This is a genomic window from Paenibacillus sp. FSL F4-0125, assembly GCF_038008565.1.
Lineage (GTDB): Bacteria > Bacillota > Bacilli > Paenibacillales > Paenibacillaceae > Paenibacillus_AQ.
This window is the reverse complement of the sequence record NZ_JBBOZJ010000001.1, coordinates 4,311,392-4,328,785: the sequence shown is the minus strand read 5'-3', so window position 1 is coordinate 4,328,785 and position 17,394 is coordinate 4,311,392. Positions and strand designations below refer to the sequence as shown.

Genomic DNA, 17,394 nt, shown 5'->3' with positions numbered 1-17,394 from the left:
GGCTGTGAATATGAAGAAGGTAGCTGTTTATCCATTCAATAAAATTACACAGGGTCTTATCCGTTTTCGCGATCTGCTGGATGTAGAAATTGTTTCAGTCATTGACTTCGTTTTTCAGGCAGGCTGTGATGCCGGTGAACTTGTTGATGGGACTCTATCTGATATCTTTATTTATGCTTCCCAAGAAGAGGGTCTAGCGGGTGTAGATACGTTAATCTTAAATGATCCAGGGACCTCCTTCGGTGGAAATAAGGGCATTTTTGACGAAAATGATTTGACTGGATTGTGGCGGAAATTAGTAACCTATGCAGTTTTGAGAGGTATACGTGTTATCAGCGTTCATGATATCTATGAGCAGGATACACTGAGCTGGATGAAAGAGAATCAGATTAAGATCGAGGTAATCCACGGCTCTCGTGACAACCTGTTTAAAGACATGGACGCACGTTATGGTACGGAAGGTTCTAACACGGAACGCTACCTAAAGCAATTTGAGAATGAAGCCCTCATGTTCTCTATCCCAAAAAAAATTAAAAGAATCGGAATCTTCGCCACTCGAGGCTGCATCGGCAAGTTTACCTTACAAATGAAGCTATTCAAAGAATTCAAAAAGAATGACATTCCAGTAACGGCGTTCATCACTGAACCTACAGGCTTTCTGTTTGGTCAACCGGAAGGCGATATCTTCAAATTTCTGGCACAACGGCCGTTGGAACAATATCCTTATTATATCGATACTGTTGTTGACCATTCTGAACGTAACGGCAATGAATGGATTATCATGGCCGGGCAAAGCTCCATCCTTCCTACCTCTAATATTGCATTCAATTCACTCCGCTTTGCTATGTTAAAGTCTTTTAATCCGGATCATGTGTTATTAATCGTTGGATTTAATGATGATGAGCAAATTCGTGATGCTATAGAAATATTGCGAATCTATTCCAAGCGTCCAATCTCGCTGCTGTTACCTGATAAAATAGAGTCCTCCTATGGACAGTACGAAGCTTATCCCTATGAGCGGCGTATAGCCCGTAAAGTAGAGTTACAACAAAAGTTTCTAATTCATGTATACCTAATCGAAGAAGCAGCAGATGTGATGAACTTGTTATTGGAAGCAGAGAATGCCTCCTCTATTGCCGGTAGAGGAAAGTGATATGTTAAATCCCGGACACTCTGTTTATCAGATGATTACGGATCGTTTCTTTGAAGGTGATCCCGGAATTCGCCCCTCAGCAGAACTGTTTAGCTCAGATCCATCCAATCTCCGAAAGTACTTAGGTGGGGACTGGGAAGGGATTATTCGCAAAATTAAGGACGGTTATATCACGGAAATGGGGTTTAAGGCGATCCTGATTTCTCAGCCAGTAGAGAATGTCTACACTTGTATGGGGGATGAAGGAGGTACGACATCGTATCACGGTTATTGGCCTCGAGACTTCCTAAAGGCGAATGCTTACTTTGGATCACTGGATAAATTCAAGGAGCTGGTAGACGTCGCTCATGAGAAGGGTCTAAAGGTGATTATTGATTTCACACCTAATCATACTTCTCCGGCACTGGAGCTTAATCCCGGTTATATGGAGAACGGTGCTTTGTACCGTAGAGGACAGTTTATCGCATCTTACTCGGGAGATATGGAGAGGGTCTTTCTCCATAATGGTGGAACGGATTTTTTGGATGCAGAAGACTCTCTCTATCGTAATTTGTATGATCTTGCTGGATTGGATCAAATGAATCCGCAAGTGGATGCTATTTTACGTGAAGGTATTGGATTCTGGTTGGAGTATGGGGTTGACGGAGTACGAATTGATGCGGCTAAACATATTCCGCCGGGCTGGCTGAAATCATTTTCAGGATGTATTCATGCCTACAAGCCAGCATTTGTATTCGGCGAGTGGTTTCTGCATGCCCATGAAAGCCCGAGTGATAATGCCGCCTTAGCCAATGATAGCGGAATAAGCCTGCTTCATTTTATGTTCAGCCATACTTTACGGAGTATTTTTCATGGGGGAGGTGGATTTGAACAGTACATCGATATGTTAAGCGGATCTGCCAATAGCTACGAACATTTATATGATCAACTTATATTTTTGGATAATCATGATATGACTCGTTTTACTGTTCATGAGAATCCCTCACTTACGGATCTAGCGTTGTCTTTGCTTCTCACTTCAATTGGAATTCCCTTGGTATACTATGGAACCGAACAGTATATGTGCGGTGGGGATGATCCAAATAATCGCGCTATGATGAGTGCATTCAACAGAGAAACTTCAGCGTATCGAATATTGTCACAGCTTAATCGTTTAAGAGAACGGAACTTCGCCATTGCTTACGGGGGAATAAAGGTACTTTACATGACTACTAGAGTACTGGTGTTTGAACGGAGCTATAAGCGGGATGTGGCTTTAATCATGCTGAATGTAGAAGAATCTACACATGAGATCCCTGAGATGGTGACTTCACTACCAAAAGGGGAGTACTCCAGCTTGTTGGAACAAGTATTTGCAGGCAATGATATCCGTATTAATAGTGGAGGAAGATTGTCTTATAAGGTACTGGCGCCACAATCTGCTTATGTGTACGCATATGAATCTGAGCAAGAAGAGCCAGTAGCCGTACATTATTATCCTAAAGCAGGCGTACCAGGCAATGAGATTATTATTCATGGAAGACATCTGGGGGATAGAGGAAGTTTATTTGTTGGCGGTCAGTGTGCAAACGTTATTTCTTGGAAAGCTGATGAGATTGTTGCACGTATTCCGTATTTGTCGGCAGGTAGCCACCAGATTATGGGGACAACGGGTCAAGAAAGTGAATTTCTGTTGCCCGGCCGTTTAACAGTCTGGACAGCTCCATTAGTAACAGTGCGCTTCGTAGTAACGAATGCGTTCACAGATTATGCTTCGCAGATATATGTGTCAGGAAATGTGTATGAGCTTGGAGAGTGGGAGATAGATCGCGCAAGCGGGCCATTTTATAACCATATCGTATACCGCTATCCTTCCTGGTACTGTGATATCAGCTTGCCGGCAGACTGTACTGTGGAATTTATACTTTTTAAGAAAAATAAATCCGGATCGGTGGACAGGGAAAAGGGATTGCCACATAGGTTTACGACCCCGCGAGAAGGTGTATCTGAAATTACGGTAGAATGGCAGAGTTAATGTAAATGTTCGACTGGAGGTATCTAATCTGTATTAGGAGATGCCAAGTATGGAAGAAAGATTGCAGTATGATGGGGAGCGATTGACATTTCAGACAGCTCTAGACGAAGGCATGAGAAATCTTATTTCCAGGCATTTTAATGCATCATGGTATGAATTACAGCAGGCTGTTCGTTTAACCACACTTTCAGTAGATAATAAATTCTCACGTTTTCTCTTTCCGGTGAAACAGCCTCTTGGAGAAACAATAGAAATGCGACTCCCCCGTGTGGAAAACCGTTATTTTTATGCCGATTTAGGGATTATTAAAAATGCGCAAACGTTTGTATCCATTTCGAGATCTAAAGTTTTGCATGTTCTGGAGGATGGTGAAACGCATTATTCGGATTGGCTCTCCTTTCAAAGAGATCATGCCTCTCCTCCGTTGTTGGAACTGAACACATGGTGGGAATATTTTACGGGTTATTCTCTATCTAAAAACTGAGAGATTGGGAGGAAGCATGTATGCCAAAACCCGTGTCCGTCTTAATTTTGTCATGGGAATATCCACCTCTGATTATTGGAGGGATCGCACCACATGTTTATGAATTGTCCAGGCACTTGAAGGATAAGTGGACAGAGATTCATGTAGTGACCAATTCCGCGCCCCAAAGTCCTATTTTCGAGACGGAAAAAGGTGTGTTCGTACATCGGGTGAATTCGTACGAGAATCTGACTGATTTTGAAGATTGGGTCCTCCAATTTAATCTAGCGATTGTGGATTATGTGAAGACCCAGCTTCTTGGTAATGTCAGATTTGACTTCATTCATGCGCATGATTGGTTAGTAGGGTATGCAGCTATTCTTTTACGACATCAGCTTAACCTACCATTAGTTACGACGATTCATGCCACGGAATATGGTAGGAATCAAGGGTTATTCACGCCACAGCAGCAGGGTATCCATTCTATTGAGAATGAACTCGTATCTCTTTCAGACAAGGTTATTGTTTGCAGTTCCTATATGAAGCACGAAGTTTGCAATGTGCATGCGATTGATGAACAGAAAATGGAAGTGATACCTAATGGCATTGACCTCAGCTCGCTGCAACTTAAGGAGCCTCACACTTTTCAAAGAGAACTTTATGCGCAGGCAGAAGAAAAGATTGTGCTGTTTATTGGAAGATTAGTGAAAGAAAAGGGGGTTCAGGTGCTCTTAGAAAGTGCCCGAGAGGTCCTCTCAGTGATTCCAGATTGTAAATTTATCATTGCTGGGCGTGGTCCAATGTTATCCGAGCTGGAAGGTATGGCTTCCGAGATCAACTCCCAGGTGCTCTTTACTGGTTTCATCAAGAATCAGGAGAAAAATTTCTTGCTTGAAATTGCGGACTTGTGTGTGTTTCCGAGTTTATATGAGCCTTTTGGTATTGTGGCAATTGAAGCGATGGGGAGTGGAACACCTATAGTTGTTTCTGACGTTGGAGGTTTAGCGGAGATTGTAGAGGATGGACGAACGGGGCTCACTAGCGTGCCGGGGGACTCATATATACTTGCGGAGAATATCCTGCGGATTCTTCAAGATTCTTCCCTGGCCAGCCGTATTGCTGAAGCCGGCAGAACGGAAACTGTGTTGCACTTTGACTGGAGAAGCATAGCTTTGCGGACAAAGGAAGTCTATTCCAAGCTCAACGGCGTTAAACTGTGACGGGGATATTTCCAAGACACTGGATTCAGTGACGAACTTTAAGGTCGAATTTTCTAAACTTTATAGAAAAGAGGGCACCGTTATGACGTCTTTTATCACCTTGAAGGAAGAGATTCTTGATCATAATCTCTGCACATCCTGTGGTTTATGTGCCGCCGTATGTCCTAAGGGTCTTCTATCGATGAGTAGTGACTCGGTTCCTCTGCCTATATTTCAAGATATCGAGGAGCTAGCCATAGATAGCTGCGGAAGCTGTACGCTTTGTACCGAGGTCTGTCCGGGTTATGATACCGGCGTTATGGAATCTGAGCTCCGAATCTTTGGTCGTAACCGCTCCGAGTCGGAACGCTGGACAGGTGTATATATTTCTACTCATCAGTTATCGGCAGCAGATCCGGATATTCTCGGAAGAGCAGCAGCAGGGGGAGCGGGCACTATTTTGGCTATCACGGCCCTGGAAGAGAAAGTCGCGGATGCGGTTATCGTTGTAGGCAGAGATGAAGAAAAGCCTTGGGTTCCGAAGGCGTTTATTGCAGATTCAGTGGATAAAATTATCGAATGTGCGCAAACGAGTTATTGCATCACCCCCAATCTTCACTTGTTGAATGATTCCCGGTATGAGCGAATTGGAATTATCGGTGTTCCATGTCAAATTCAAGGCATTAATAAATTACTCAACTTACCAGAGGACACACCTGCCTCTTTCCTGGCTAGTAAGGTAGCCTTTACGATTGAACTGGGTTGCGCTTCGAATACATCTTTGGCTGGAACCGAACATCTGATTGCTGGAATTCTGGGAGTTCAGCTAGAGGACGTTCTCTTTATGCGCTACCGAGAAGGAGAATATCCGGGACAGTTTGTGGTCAGAACACGGGATGGCAAAGAACATTCGCTGCCGTTTTACAGGTTGGTAGAAGAGTTCAAGAAATTCAAGACATTCCGCTGCTTATCCTGCCCCGATTGGTGGTCTGGAATAGCTGATATTTCCATTTCAGATGGGGACCCGAATATTTTTGATTCCAGCAAAACTGGAGTGTCAGTAAAAGCCTCCTCTACGGTGATGGTAAGAACTGCGATGGGGGCAAAGCTGATTGAACTAGCGAGGCGCAGGAATGCGATCGAGCTGGTTGATTACACATTCGATAACAACCTTGGCTTAGAGCGTAAGCGCCAGCGTTACCGTAGCTACGCTGCGCAAGGTGACAGGAAAATCCCGCTTGCTCCTGGAAGAGATATGAAATATTCGCAAATACTCTCGGATGACGAGGTGATTAGGAATGGAATTGGTACGGAACAAAACCGAACTGCCAACAAAATTTGACTTGAGGGTAAGCGCGAAGTTGGACGAGCACTCATTCAAATATGCATCGGTTCCCGGGGATAAATCTATTTCTCAAAGGGCAATTATGATGAACGCCATTGCCGAAGGGAAGGGAGTTATTCATAATGTACTGCGATCTCGTGACATTGAGAGTTGTATCGCTATTTTGCGCCAATTAGGTGTAACGTTTGCATGGAATGGTAATGCATTAACTGTCTATGGATTGGGGCTACAATCATTAAGAATTCCTGATGCCAGACTTGAAATCGGGAATACTGCTACATCTGCGAGACTTATCATGTCTGTTCTGGCCGGTCATCCATTTGCAGTCGAGCTAGCCGGCAATCGACTTCTATCTACTAGGCCTATGGATTGGGTGGCACAACCGCTGATAGAAATGGGATCGTCGATCACCTATCTCGAAAGCGAAGGCTACCTTCCGCTTGTGATTAACGGTAGGTTCCCATTGAGCCCTATCAATATCGAGGCAACAGTAGCTAGCGCACAGGAGAAATCAGCCTTTCTATTTGCGGGTCTCTATACAGATGGAACAAGTAGCTATCGACAAATGTGCCAGAGTCGCGATCACACGGAACGATTGATGAAATATTTTGGAATTGATATTGAAATCCAGAATAACGTTACCTCTATCCGAGGTGGTTATAACTTTGCAGCCAAGGATGTGATTGTTCCAGGCGATTTGTCTTCCGCAGCATTTTTGCTAGCAGCTTTTACGATTCGTAGTATGGATCGTAAAAAGGAACTTTGGATCAGAGATGTAGGTGTGAATCCAACTCGGTTTGGATTCGTCAGCGTGCTACGAGAGATGGGGTTGGATCTGAAGCTACATCGGGAAAGGCAGCTAATATCGGGTGAGCCAATAGCGGATCTTTACTGCACTACAGGAAAAACACTAACTTCCGTACATGTGGAAGGTAACGAAAAAGTACAGAGTCTGATCGATGAGGTTCCATTGTTAGCTGTAGTATCAGCATTCGCTGAGGGGACTACCGTCATTAGGAACTGTAGGGAACTGAAGGATAAGGATACAAACCGATTGGAGACAACTGCCAAGCTATTAGCGGCGTTTGGACTCGAGACTTCTTATAATGAAGATGAACTTATTATCTTTGGTGGTCGTAGTCCTTCGCCTGCAGTCGTGGATAGTTATGGTGATCACCGAATTGCTATGACTGCCGCCGTTCTAGCTAGTAGTATGGAAGAGCCTTCTATTATTCGGAATTGTGGTTGTATCGCTGTTTCTTATCCTGAGTTTCTGAATGATCTGTCTCAATTTGCTGAGATTGAAATTTTGCAGTGACGAGATTAAAGACAACGTATCTAAGGTGGAGCTACCAAGCTAGAGCGGAGCGCTGTGTGTGCTCTAGCTTTTTTTATTTCATTTAACTAGTTGATAAACTGTATCCTTTTCTATGAACATACTCTTCCTTGTGATGATTTTTATATTTTGGGTAAATAGATTTAAGAACCTAAATAAGTCAGCGAGAAGAGGTGTTCTCATGAAAACAAATTTTAATCCAGACGAGACAGAACAATGAAATCGCTTTATATACTGACACAAATTTGTGAAACCATTCACTTAATTATTAAGAATTTTAATATATAATTAATTTATAATCAAAATTAGGGGGAATCGAAATGAAACTATTTAAAATGATTTTGGTGGCCGGGGTTTCGGTAGCGGTATTGGCTGGTTGTGGAGCAAACGAGGATAAAGCAACTAACTCGGCGGCAACTTCAGCTCCGGCTGCTGAGCAGACAGATGCAGTCACTACTGCCTCGATTGTGAATCAAGCAGATGCATTTACTAAAGCTGTAAGCAAAGATGGAAACTGGATTGTAGCTATTCTAAATGATGTAACGATTCCTGAAGAGGTTGTTGTAGCTGGAGAATTCCATGATAAAGGAGCCGCTGATGGCGACATCTATCGTAAGATTGCCCTTTACTCACAAGACGCTGATCATAAGATCACTGCAAGTTATACACTTACCGTACCTAAGTTTACTGTACAAAGTGAAAATTTGAAAGTTGAAGGCGGAACGATTAAAGGCGATGTTTATGTAGAAGCGAAAGGTTTTACTCTGCCTGAAACCGCAACAATTGACGGTAACCTATACTTCACAAGCGAGGATCTGAAAGCATCTGCAAAGATTGACGGAAAAGTGACTGGAACAACAGAAGTTAAATAATTTTGTAATCATCTCATACGTAGAAACCAACCCATAGACTATGGGTTGGTTTTTTGTTATTAAGGTGATGAGATGTATCCCGGATTAGACGGTTCTGGATAATGATTATGTGATCTTTGGTTGATTTTCTTAATATTGATCTTATAATATTACTACCACTACTAGGAGGAACACATATGTCTAAGGAATATTCACGTACGTATATTGAGAGTGTAAAGCTTGAAATGTTAAATAGATTGGGATTGAAGCAAGTGTTCTTTAAGGAGCAAATAGGTGACGCTTTGATTTTTGAAGCGGTGGGATTTGATAAAGGGAGCAAGCATCGTTTTTGTGTTAGACCGAAGACGAAAACGATTGACGAATTCATTTCAGGAAAATGGATGAAGGTCCGTAGCTTTGTAATCAAAAGTGTAGAGATGTAATTTTCAAGTCTAAAAGGGTGATTCCGTTTATATCGGAGTTACCTTTTTTTGCAGTTACCTAATACTGTGGACGTTTCGTGGGGCTTTTTTCAAAGATAATGTGAAGTATCGCCGTAGAGATCAATGGTAGTATGATGGTCCGTTAGCGTTACTTTACATAAGGCTGTGGAGAGAATATCCGGCATTTCCCCTAACTCTTGCAATGATTTATTGAGAAAATGAGCCATTATAACTTTTAACGTTATCCGATGAGTGACAATAAGCACCTCAAGTCCTTTGTTATCGTTAATGATACGCTCTATAGTCGGTGTTACTCTTTGTTCAAGCTGACTGTAGGTTTCCCCTGAAGCTAGAGGGAGATATAGATCAGGTCTGGTGAAAAAATGAGAGTATTGTAAAGGATAATCTTGTTCAATCTGATCCGTGTTCATTCCTTCCCAGATGCTCATGTTAATTTCCATTAAAGAAGCATCCTGTTGAATGGATAAACTCCGCTTCCCCCGTAAAATCTGCGCAGTATGCAATGCTCTTGGGCTAGTACTAGAATAAATTGCACTTAAATTTTCGCCTTCCAAACGATCTCTCAACCATTCAGCCTGCTGCTCACCTAACGCTGTAAGTGCCGAATTTTGATGCCCCTGCATCCGTTGTTGCAAATTCCATTCGGTTTGTCCATGCCGGGTTAAGAATAAAACTGTCTCCTTCATTAACGAAACCTCCCTTATTAAGTTGTAAGTATAGGATAAATAAATATAAATAAACAATATATAATATTTAGGATCCATAATGTATGGTTATAGTGAGAAACGAAGCTTCTTGAATAATGATTTTATTTTATAGAGTTAGGAAGATATCACGATGAACTTTCATGTATTAAAATTGTTTTACTACGTGGCGATAACAGGCAGTGTGACCAAAGCTTCTGAACGTTTACATATCAGTCAACCCGCTATATCCGCGCAGATCCGTAAGTTTGAACGGGAGAATCAAATTTTATTATTAGAAGTCAAAGGAAAGAGGATGGTACTTACACCTATTGGAAAAAGACTGATCGATCCCCTTGAGAAGTTATTTGCCATGGGTGAACAAGTACAGCAGATCATTGAGAATTATCATAAATTTCCTGAGGGTCAAATTCGGATCGCAGGTAATTATCTGGCTACAAGTATCCTCATTCCCAGATGGGCGTCATTATTCAAGCAATCTTTTCCGGAAGTAAAAATTCAAATCACCACTACTAATTCTCAGGAAGTGATGGAACAATTAAAAAACTTTGAAGCGGACGTGGCGATTTACAGTGATATGGAGTTCCCTTCGCATCATACAGACATATTTGAATATCGGGAGTTATACAAGGACGAGTATGTGTTCGTGGTCGCTTCTAAGCACCCTTTTGCTAAGCAGCAGGTTAGCTTTGAAGAAGTGATGTCTGAAGCATTTATTATGAGAGAGGAAGGCAGCGCAGCTAGAGAGAGACTTGTTCGAATATGTGAAGAAAAAAAGGTACAACAGCCAAGGGTTGAGCTTCAATTTAATGGAGTGAATGAGGTTATTCAAGCTGTGATTGCCGGTTATGGGGTTAGTTTTGTATCCGCTTTGTTAGCTAAGCCTTATCTTGAACAGGGGACGTTAGCCAAGGTTGAAGTGGAAAATGTAGTCTCTAAGCATTCGATATGGATGGGCTACAGAAAGAAGGAGCTTCAGGTGAGTTATATTCAGTCATTTATTAAGCTCGTCATGAAGCAAATATCAATAAATATATAATCATTTTAGGAAATGAAGATAATCTTATGGTAAACTATGGATGAAAAATGGGGAGGGGTTATGATGGATACAATCGTGTTCAAACAAATTGAATTTGTGCGTAGTGTTACTGTTCGTGCAGTTGAAGAGCTTTCCGAGGCAACGCTAGATAGCATTCCAGAAGGTTTCAATAACAACATCAGATGGAACTTGGGACATATTTATTTAGTGCAAGAGAAGTTTGCTTTTCATTCCGCTAGGGAGCTTATGCAATTGCCGGAAAGCTTTGAACGATTATTTGCGAAAGGGACAAAACCTGCAGAGTGGAGCGAGAAGCCACCAACACTTGAAGTGTTAATTGAGATGCTTTCGGAGCAACCCAAACGTATCAGGGAAGCTATGAACAATCGCTTAAGTGAGCAAGTGACCCCTCTTACAACCGGTAGTGGATTAACATTAAATACTATCGGAGAATTCATAAATTTCACGCTTTACCATGAAGGGATGCATTTCAATACTATAAAACTATTAAATCGATTTGCAGATTGAAGTCATTAAATCGGATCAACACTAGTGGGATCAGCAACTTGGGGGGGATTCAATGGGAGTAGGAAGAATCCTAGGGATTGCTTATAATGTGATTCCTGTAGAAGATTTAGAGAAGTCTGCAGCTTGGTTTGTGAAACATTTTGGCTTTAATATAAGGGATCGGAGAGAAGGCAACTTAAGCTTATTTAGGGATAATAGACCGATCCTATGTTTAACTCAAAGTGATCATGATTCGAGAGCTGTGTTCGAGGTAAGGGATAAAAAAAGATGGGTGATCACTTTCTTTACAAATGATGTCTTAACCCTTCATCAGTATTTAGTTTCAGAAGATGTGAAAGTCGGAAACATTAGCGATGAAGGAGAATATGGGAAGTTTTTTGTCTTTGAAGATTTGGATGGTAATTTATTTGATGTATGGGAACACCATGATTGTGAGCTGGTTTATTAGCTTTTTTAAGGATATCGATGTCTTGTCGATATCCTTTGTTATATATTGGAACAGAAAAAGATTTGTAATGAAAACGGTTTTATGATACTCTAATTTATGTAATACATGTAACCGGTTACACATTGGGGGATGAAATGAATGATGACGATTAAAGATGTTGCAAAAATAGCTGGGGTGTCGGTAGCAACCGTTTCAAGGGTTATAAATGAATCTGGTTATGTTAATATCGATACTCGAAAAAAGGTTGAAGCAGCGATCAAAGAAATGAATTATACCCCTAATGAGGTTGCAAGATCTTTGTATAAACGGAAATCCAAATTAATCGGACTTCTATTACCTGACATTACGAACCCATTCTTCCCGCAATTAGCACGTGGGATAGAAGATCGGATGCAGGAGCATGGTTATCGCATTATCTTTGGGAATAGCGATGAGAACGAAGAAAAGGAATTGGATTATATTCAAACCTTTATCCAAAATAATGTCATTGGCATGATCTCATCCACTAATTTTCCTGAGAAAGATATCTACTCTAACTTGAAAATCCCGGTTGTATTTCTTGACCGTACTTCTAATGACAGTCCCTCCGTATACGCAGATGGCAGAAAGGGCGGACGCCTTGCTGCTCAAGAAATCATTGCACGGGGAAGCACCAAGATTACAGTGATGCAAGGACCGGCACATATTAAACCGGCGCAGGATCGATTTCAGGGTGCGATAGAAGTGCTTGATGAAATGGGAATCACTTATCATGTGATCCAGACATCATCTTTCTCCCACACAGAAGCAGAACAATGGGCTGTAGAGTTATTTGATAAATATATAGATACAGACGGTGTAATTGCCAGTAATGACATCGTAGCGACGGCAGTGATTCATGAAGCACATCGCTTAGGTAAAAGAGTGCCACAGGATCTCCAAATTATTGGATTTGATGATATCCCGCTTAGCAGTCTTTTGTCACCTTCGTTATCCACTATTCGTCAGCCAGCACATGACATGGGCCGAGAAGCGGCGGGTTTACTTATTAAGTTAATTGAGCAAGATAAGGTAGAAGATAAAATCATTCAATTACCCGTCAGCTTTGTGGAGCGGGAAACAACAAGAAGTAAAGCATAGATGACGACATAAGAAAGGTTGATGAACATGGCTAAGATTTGTGTCATTGGAAGCTGTTCAATGGATTTGGTGGTGACTTCATCCAAGCGGCCTCATGCAGGGGAGACCGTTCTAGGTGAGAGCTTCGCTACCGTTCCAGGGGGTAAGGGGGCCAATCAGGCTGTAGCAGCTTCGCGTCTAGGGGCCGAAGTTACGATGGTTGGTTGTGTAGGTGAAGATTTCTATGGTAAGGAGATCATGGATAATCTAGAGAGAAATCGGGTTCTTATCACAAATATGGAACCGGTTACACATACCGAAAGCGGGACAGCTCACATCATTTTAGCAGAAGGTGATAATAGCATTATCGTTGTAAAGGGAGCAAATGATTTCGTTACTCCTGCTTTAGTTGAACGAGCGCTTGATGTTATTAAAGGCTCTGATATGGTGCTAATCCAACAAGAAATACCTGAAGAAACAGTATCTTATGTAAGTGAGCTTTGCCATAAATTTAATGTACCTATGCTGCTAAATCCTGCACCTGCTCGTCCTATCAGTGACACGATTATAGAAAATGCTGCTTATCTAACACCTAACGAACATGAATGTACAATTTTATTCCCTGAGATGAGTACTGCTGATGCCTTACGGAAATATCCCAACAAGCTGTTTATCACAGAGGGAAGCAATGGCGTGCGATTTTATGATGGTGAACAAGAAGTTTTGGTTCCTACTTACAAAGTGAATGCTATAGATACGACTGGAGCTGGAGATACTTTTAATGCGGCATTTGCAGTTGCGTTAGCTGAAGGCAGCTCCATTCTGGATAGTGTAAAGTTTGCCAATCGAGCGGCATCTTTATCCGTTACTAAATTTGGTGCTCAAGGTGGTATGCCAACAAGAGCAGAGGTGGAGGCGAATATGTAGCTATGAAGAAACACGGGATATTAAACAGCCATATTTCCAAAGTGCTTACGGATTTAGGTCACACCGATACAATTGTTATCGCAGACGTTGGGCTTCCGGTTCCACCTGGTGTTCCGAAGATTGATCTCGCGATTAAACTAGGGGTTCCTAGTTTCCAAGATATCGTTGATATCATTTCAGAGGATATGGTCATCGAAAAGGTAATTGTGGCAGAAGAATTAGCTACGGACAATAAAGCTACTTCTCAATACTTAAATAATAAATTTAAGGAAATACCGATAGAAGCGTATTCACATGAGCAATTTAAGCAGCTGACTAAGCAGGCTAAGGTTATTATTCGCACGGGTGAAGCTAAGCCATATGCAAACTGTATTTTACAAGCTGGGGTCTATTTTGGATAAAAAGGGGGTTCTAAGTGTATGCACATTACGATGAAAGATATTCATAAGTCTTTTGGCGCTAACCGTGTATTGATCGGTGTGGATTTTGAACTAAAGGATGGTGAAGTTCATGCCCTGATGGGTGAGAATGGCGCAGGTAAGTCTACGCTGATGAATATTCTGATCGGTCTGCACCAACGTGACCAAGGCACCATTCGTATAGATGATCAGGAGAAATACTTTACGAATCCCAAAGAGGCAGAACAATATGGAATTGCATTTATCCATCAGGAGCTAAATGTGTGGCCGGATATGACGGTTCTGGATAATCTGTTTATTGGCAAGGAACGAACATCCAAATTCGGCCTGTTAAATAGGAAAGAGATGAAAGCGTTAGCAAATGAACAGTTTGCTAAGCTCTCTGTGACCATTCCTTTGAACCAAGAGGCGGGGGAATGTTCGGTAGGTGAAAAACAAATGATTGAGATAGCTAAAGCGCTTATGACACATGCAAAAGTTATTGTCATGGACGAGCCCACCGCTGCATTAACCGAGAGAGAAATACAGAAACTATTCGAAGTCATTGCCTCACTGAAGAAAGAAGGCGTCTCTATCGTCTATATTTCGCACCGGATGGAAGAGATTTTTACGATATGTGATCGAATCACCGTTATGCGGGACGGGAAAACCGTAGACACGAAGCCCATTCCTGAGACTAATTTTGACGATGTAGTTCGGAAGATGGTAGGTCGTGAATTAACAGACCGATTCCCTGAGCGTACTTCTAAACCTGGAGAAGTGGTTCTTGAAGTTAAGAATGCATCCAAGAAAGGGCAATTTAAAAATGCTAATTTCACTGTGCGAGCTGGTGAAATCATAGGATTCTCCGGATTAATGGGATCAGGACGTACAGAAATGATGAGAACATTATTCGGATTGGAATCACTAGATCAGGGTGAAATCTGGGTGAAGGGACAGAAGGTTACCATTCGAAATCCCAATGATGCTATGCAGGCTGGAATCGGCTTCGTTACAGAGGACCGCAAAGATGAGGGGTTAGTCCTTGATTTCTCGATTCGAGATAATATGGTGCTGACGAATTTATACGACTTCGCCCCTAAGGGTGTAATCAATGCTAAGAAGGAACAAGAATTCGTGGATATGCTTATTAAACGACTGCAAATAAAGACACAATCATCATCCACTTTGGTCCGGAATTTATCTGGGGGTAATCAACAAAAAGTAGTTATCGCCAAATGGATTGGTATTGGCCTCAGTGTTCTTATCCTTGATGAGCCTACACGCGGCGTCGATGTTGGGGCAAAAAGGGAAATTTATCAGCTTATGAACGAATTAACTGAACGTGGTGTCGCCATTATTATGGTATCCTCAGAACTTCCTGAAGTCTTAGGGATGAGTGACCGCATCGTAGTTGTTCATGAAGGGGAAATCAGTGGAGAACTTTCACAACAAGAAGCTACGCAAGAAAAAATCATGACGTTAGCTACAGGGGGGCAATAGTAATGACTACTATCAAAGATGAGAGTGTAAAGAAAGGTTTCCAAATCGGGCAAATCACGCAGAAATTAGGGCCATTACTAGGGTTAATCATTCTAATTATTATCGTAACCGTGCTGAACCCAAGTTTTATGGAACCCCTTAATATACTGAACTTGCTTAGACAAGTCGCAATTAATGCGCTTATCGCTTTTGGGATGACCTTTGTTATTCTAACGGGTGGTATCGATTTATCAGTAGGGTCTATTCTAGCTTTATCCAGTGCCTTCACGGCCAACTTGATGTTGTCAGGTTGGGATCCAATCTTAGCTATAATTGTCGGCTGTTTAGCGGGTGGACTGATGGGGATGGTCAACGGACTGATGATTACGAAAGGCAGAATGGCGCCTTTTATCGCTACGCTGGCGACCATGACTATTTTCCGCGGATTAACACTTGTATATACGGATGGTAATCCGATCACAGGTCTTGGTGACAGCATGACGTTCCAGTTGTTTGGTCGTGGATATTTACTAGGAATACCTGTACCTGCTATCACGATGATTATCGTATTCGCTGTCCTGTGGATTGTACTTCATAAAACGCCATTTGGCCGTAAAACGTATGCCATTGGGGGGAATGAGAAGGCATCCATTATTTCAGGGATTAAAGTAGACCGCATCAAAATAATGATCTATTCCTTAACCGGTATGTTATCCGCATTGGCAGGGGCTATCTTGACCTCTAGATTGAACTCAGCACAACCAACAGCAGGAACATCCTATGAGTTAGATGCGATCGCGGCTGTAGTATTAGGGGGGACGAGCTTAACAGGTGGTCGTGGACGTATCGTAGGTACATTGATTGGTGCCCTTATTATCGGGATTCTGAACAATGGCTTGAACTTGCTCGGCGTATCATCATTTTACCAAATGGTAGTTAAAGGGATCGTTATTGCGATTGCTGTGCTCATAGACCGCAAGAAAGCCGTATAAGGGGGATTCGACATGAAAAAGCTCACATTAATTTTTACTTCCTTACTATTGATTCTTATGACGGGTTGTTCCTTAGAGCCTCCAGAGTGGGCTAAGCCTAGCAGCGGCGGGGGTCCGGGGAATATGAAGATTGGATTATCCATATCTACCCTGAATAATCCGTTCTTTGTATCCGTTAAAGATGGAGTTTTGGCAGAAGCTAAGAAGTTAGGCATGGAAGTTCTCGTTATCGATGCGCAGAATGATTCGGCCAAGCAAAGTAATGACGTAGAAGATTTAATGCAAAAAGGTGTAAATGCGCTGTTAATCAATCCAGTTGACTCTTCAGCGATCTCGACGGTTGTTCAAACGGCGAACAGTTTAAGTATTCCAGTCATTACGTTGGACCGTTCTGCAGATAAGGGAGATATAAAAGCCCTTGTTGCCTCTGATAATGTAAAAGGTGGATCAATGGCGGCAGAATATATTGTTGAGCAGCTTGGAAAAGGTGCAAAGGTTATTGAGCTTGAGGGATCACCGGGAGCTTCAGCCACTCGTGAACGTGGGAAAGGATTCCATGAAATCGCCGACACTGAGCTTGATGTGATTGCGAAGCAAACCGCAGACTTTGACCGTACGAAAGGGTTGACCGTTATGGAGAACCTGCTCCAAGGAAACCCAGATGTACAAGCGGTCTTCGCTCATAATGATGAAATGGCTCTGGGAGCTATTGAAGCGATTCAAAGTTCAGGTAAGAATATCCCTGTCATTGGTTTTGATGGTAATGAAGATGCACTCAAATCCATAGAGGCGGGTAAACTGACAGGTACTGTTGCTCAACAGCCTGCATTAATTGGACAGTTAGCGATTCAAGCAGCGAAAGATGTGTTAGATGGCAAGACGGTTGAACAACTGATTGCCGCACCTCTTAAACTGGTTGTAAAAGAATAAATAAACGGTTATAGAAAAACACT

General features: G+C 42.1%; 18 protein-coding genes. 17 read left to right on the top strand and 1 reads right to left on the bottom strand.

Features of this window, described 5'->3' with window-relative positions:
- Positions 1–10: 10 nt before the first annotated feature.
- The 8 genes from NST74_RS19245 (at position 11) to NST74_RS19210 (ending at position 8,804) form a co-directional block, all read left to right on the top strand.
- Positions 11–1,153, top strand: a complete 1,143-nt coding sequence (locus tag NST74_RS19245; RefSeq protein WP_341113885.1) for a DUF1611 domain-containing protein — start codon at positions 11–13, stop codon at positions 1,151–1,153.
- Between the two features lie 31 nt (positions 1,154–1,184).
- Positions 1,185–3,167: an alpha-amylase family glycosyl hydrolase gene (locus tag NST74_RS19240; protein WP_341113884.1), complete on the top strand. Its 1,983-nt coding sequence runs from the start codon at positions 1,185–1,187 to the stop codon at positions 3,165–3,167.
- 49 nt (positions 3,168–3,216) lie between these two features.
- The gene (locus NST74_RS19235) at positions 3,217–3,651 is read left to right on the top strand and encodes a hypothetical protein (RefSeq protein WP_341113883.1); all 435 of its coding nucleotides are present in this window, start codon (positions 3,217–3,219) and stop codon (positions 3,649–3,651) included.
- Between the two features lie 20 nt (positions 3,652–3,671).
- Complete coding sequence (locus NST74_RS19230; RefSeq protein WP_341113881.1) at positions 3,672–4,850, top strand: glycosyltransferase family 4 protein; 1,179 nt, start codon at positions 3,672–3,674, stop codon at positions 4,848–4,850.
- An 82-nt stretch (positions 4,851–4,932) separates the two neighbouring features.
- A complete protein-coding gene (locus NST74_RS19225) occupies positions 4,933–6,171 on the top strand; it encodes a Coenzyme F420 hydrogenase/dehydrogenase, beta subunit C-terminal domain (RefSeq protein WP_341113880.1) in 1,239 nt (412 codons plus the stop codon).
- Positions 6,128–7,492, top strand: coding sequence for a 3-phosphoshikimate 1-carboxyvinyltransferase (gene aroA, locus NST74_RS19220; RefSeq protein WP_341113879.1), 1,365 nt, complete (start codon positions 6,128–6,130; stop codon positions 7,490–7,492). The genes NST74_RS19225 and aroA overlap by 44 nt, the downstream gene beginning before the upstream one ends.
- A 338-nt stretch (positions 7,493–7,830) precedes the next feature.
- Positions 7,831–8,382, top strand: coding sequence for a polymer-forming cytoskeletal protein (locus NST74_RS19215; protein ID WP_076120717.1), 552 nt, complete (start codon positions 7,831–7,833; stop codon positions 8,380–8,382).
- A 176-nt stretch (positions 8,383–8,558) separates the two neighbouring features.
- Positions 8,559–8,804 (top strand): hypothetical protein, encoded by a 246-nt coding sequence (locus NST74_RS19210; protein ID WP_042129265.1) that lies wholly within the window; start codon positions 8,559–8,561, stop codon positions 8,802–8,804.
- 89 nt (positions 8,805–8,893) lie between these two features.
- Here the strand turns inward: NST74_RS19210 and NST74_RS19205 are convergent, their stop codons facing one another.
- On the bottom strand, positions 8,894–9,511 hold the full coding sequence (locus NST74_RS19205) for a histidine phosphatase family protein (RefSeq protein WP_341113878.1): 618 nt from the start codon (positions 9,509–9,511) through the stop codon (positions 8,894–8,896).
- A 151-nt stretch (positions 9,512–9,662) separates the two neighbouring features.
- Here NST74_RS19205 and NST74_RS19200 point away from each other — a divergent pair, with 151 nt between their 5' ends.
- The 9 genes from NST74_RS19200 to rbsB all read left to right on the top strand — a co-directional run bounded on the left by NST74_RS19200 (position 9,663) and on the right by rbsB (position 17,371).
- The gene (locus tag NST74_RS19200) at positions 9,663–10,568 is read left to right on the top strand and encodes a LysR family transcriptional regulator (RefSeq protein WP_341113877.1); all 906 of its coding nucleotides are present in this window, start codon (positions 9,663–9,665) and stop codon (positions 10,566–10,568) included.
- A 60-nt stretch (positions 10,569–10,628) separates the two neighbouring features.
- The gene (locus tag NST74_RS19195) at positions 10,629–11,096 is read left to right on the top strand and encodes a DinB family protein (RefSeq protein WP_341113876.1); all 468 of its coding nucleotides are present in this window, start codon (positions 10,629–10,631) and stop codon (positions 11,094–11,096) included.
- Positions 11,097–11,148: 52 nt separating this feature from the next.
- Positions 11,149–11,544 (top strand): VOC family protein, encoded by a 396-nt coding sequence (locus NST74_RS19190; RefSeq protein WP_341113875.1) that lies wholly within the window; start codon positions 11,149–11,151, stop codon positions 11,542–11,544.
- 138 nt (positions 11,545–11,682) lie between these two features.
- Complete coding sequence (locus NST74_RS19185; RefSeq protein ID WP_042129257.1) at positions 11,683–12,663, top strand: LacI family DNA-binding transcriptional regulator; 981 nt, start codon at positions 11,683–11,685, stop codon at positions 12,661–12,663.
- Between the two features lie 27 nt (positions 12,664–12,690).
- Entirely contained in the window at positions 12,691–13,569 is an 879-nt protein-coding gene (gene rbsK / locus NST74_RS19180) for a ribokinase (protein WP_341113874.1), read from the top strand.
- 2 nt (positions 13,570–13,571) lie between these two features.
- Positions 13,572–13,970 carry a D-ribose pyranase gene (rbsD, locus tag NST74_RS19175; RefSeq protein WP_341113873.1) on the top strand — a complete coding sequence of 133 codons (399 nt, stop codon included), beginning with the start codon at positions 13,572–13,574 and terminating at the stop codon, positions 13,968–13,970.
- An 18-nt stretch (positions 13,971–13,988) separates the two neighbouring features.
- Positions 13,989–15,470: a sugar ABC transporter ATP-binding protein gene (locus NST74_RS19170; RefSeq protein ID WP_341113872.1), complete on the top strand. Its 1,482-nt coding sequence runs from the start codon at positions 13,989–13,991 to the stop codon at positions 15,468–15,470.
- Between the two features lie 2 nt (positions 15,471–15,472).
- On the top strand, positions 15,473–16,441 hold the full coding sequence (locus NST74_RS19165; RefSeq protein WP_042129249.1) for an ABC transporter permease subunit: 969 nt from the start codon (positions 15,473–15,475) through the stop codon (positions 16,439–16,441).
- A 12-nt stretch (positions 16,442–16,453) separates the two neighbouring features.
- Complete coding sequence (gene rbsB, locus NST74_RS19160; RefSeq protein WP_076120710.1) at positions 16,454–17,371, top strand: ribose ABC transporter substrate-binding protein RbsB; 918 nt, start codon at positions 16,454–16,456, stop codon at positions 17,369–17,371.
- Positions 17,372–17,394: the final 23 nt, after the last annotated feature.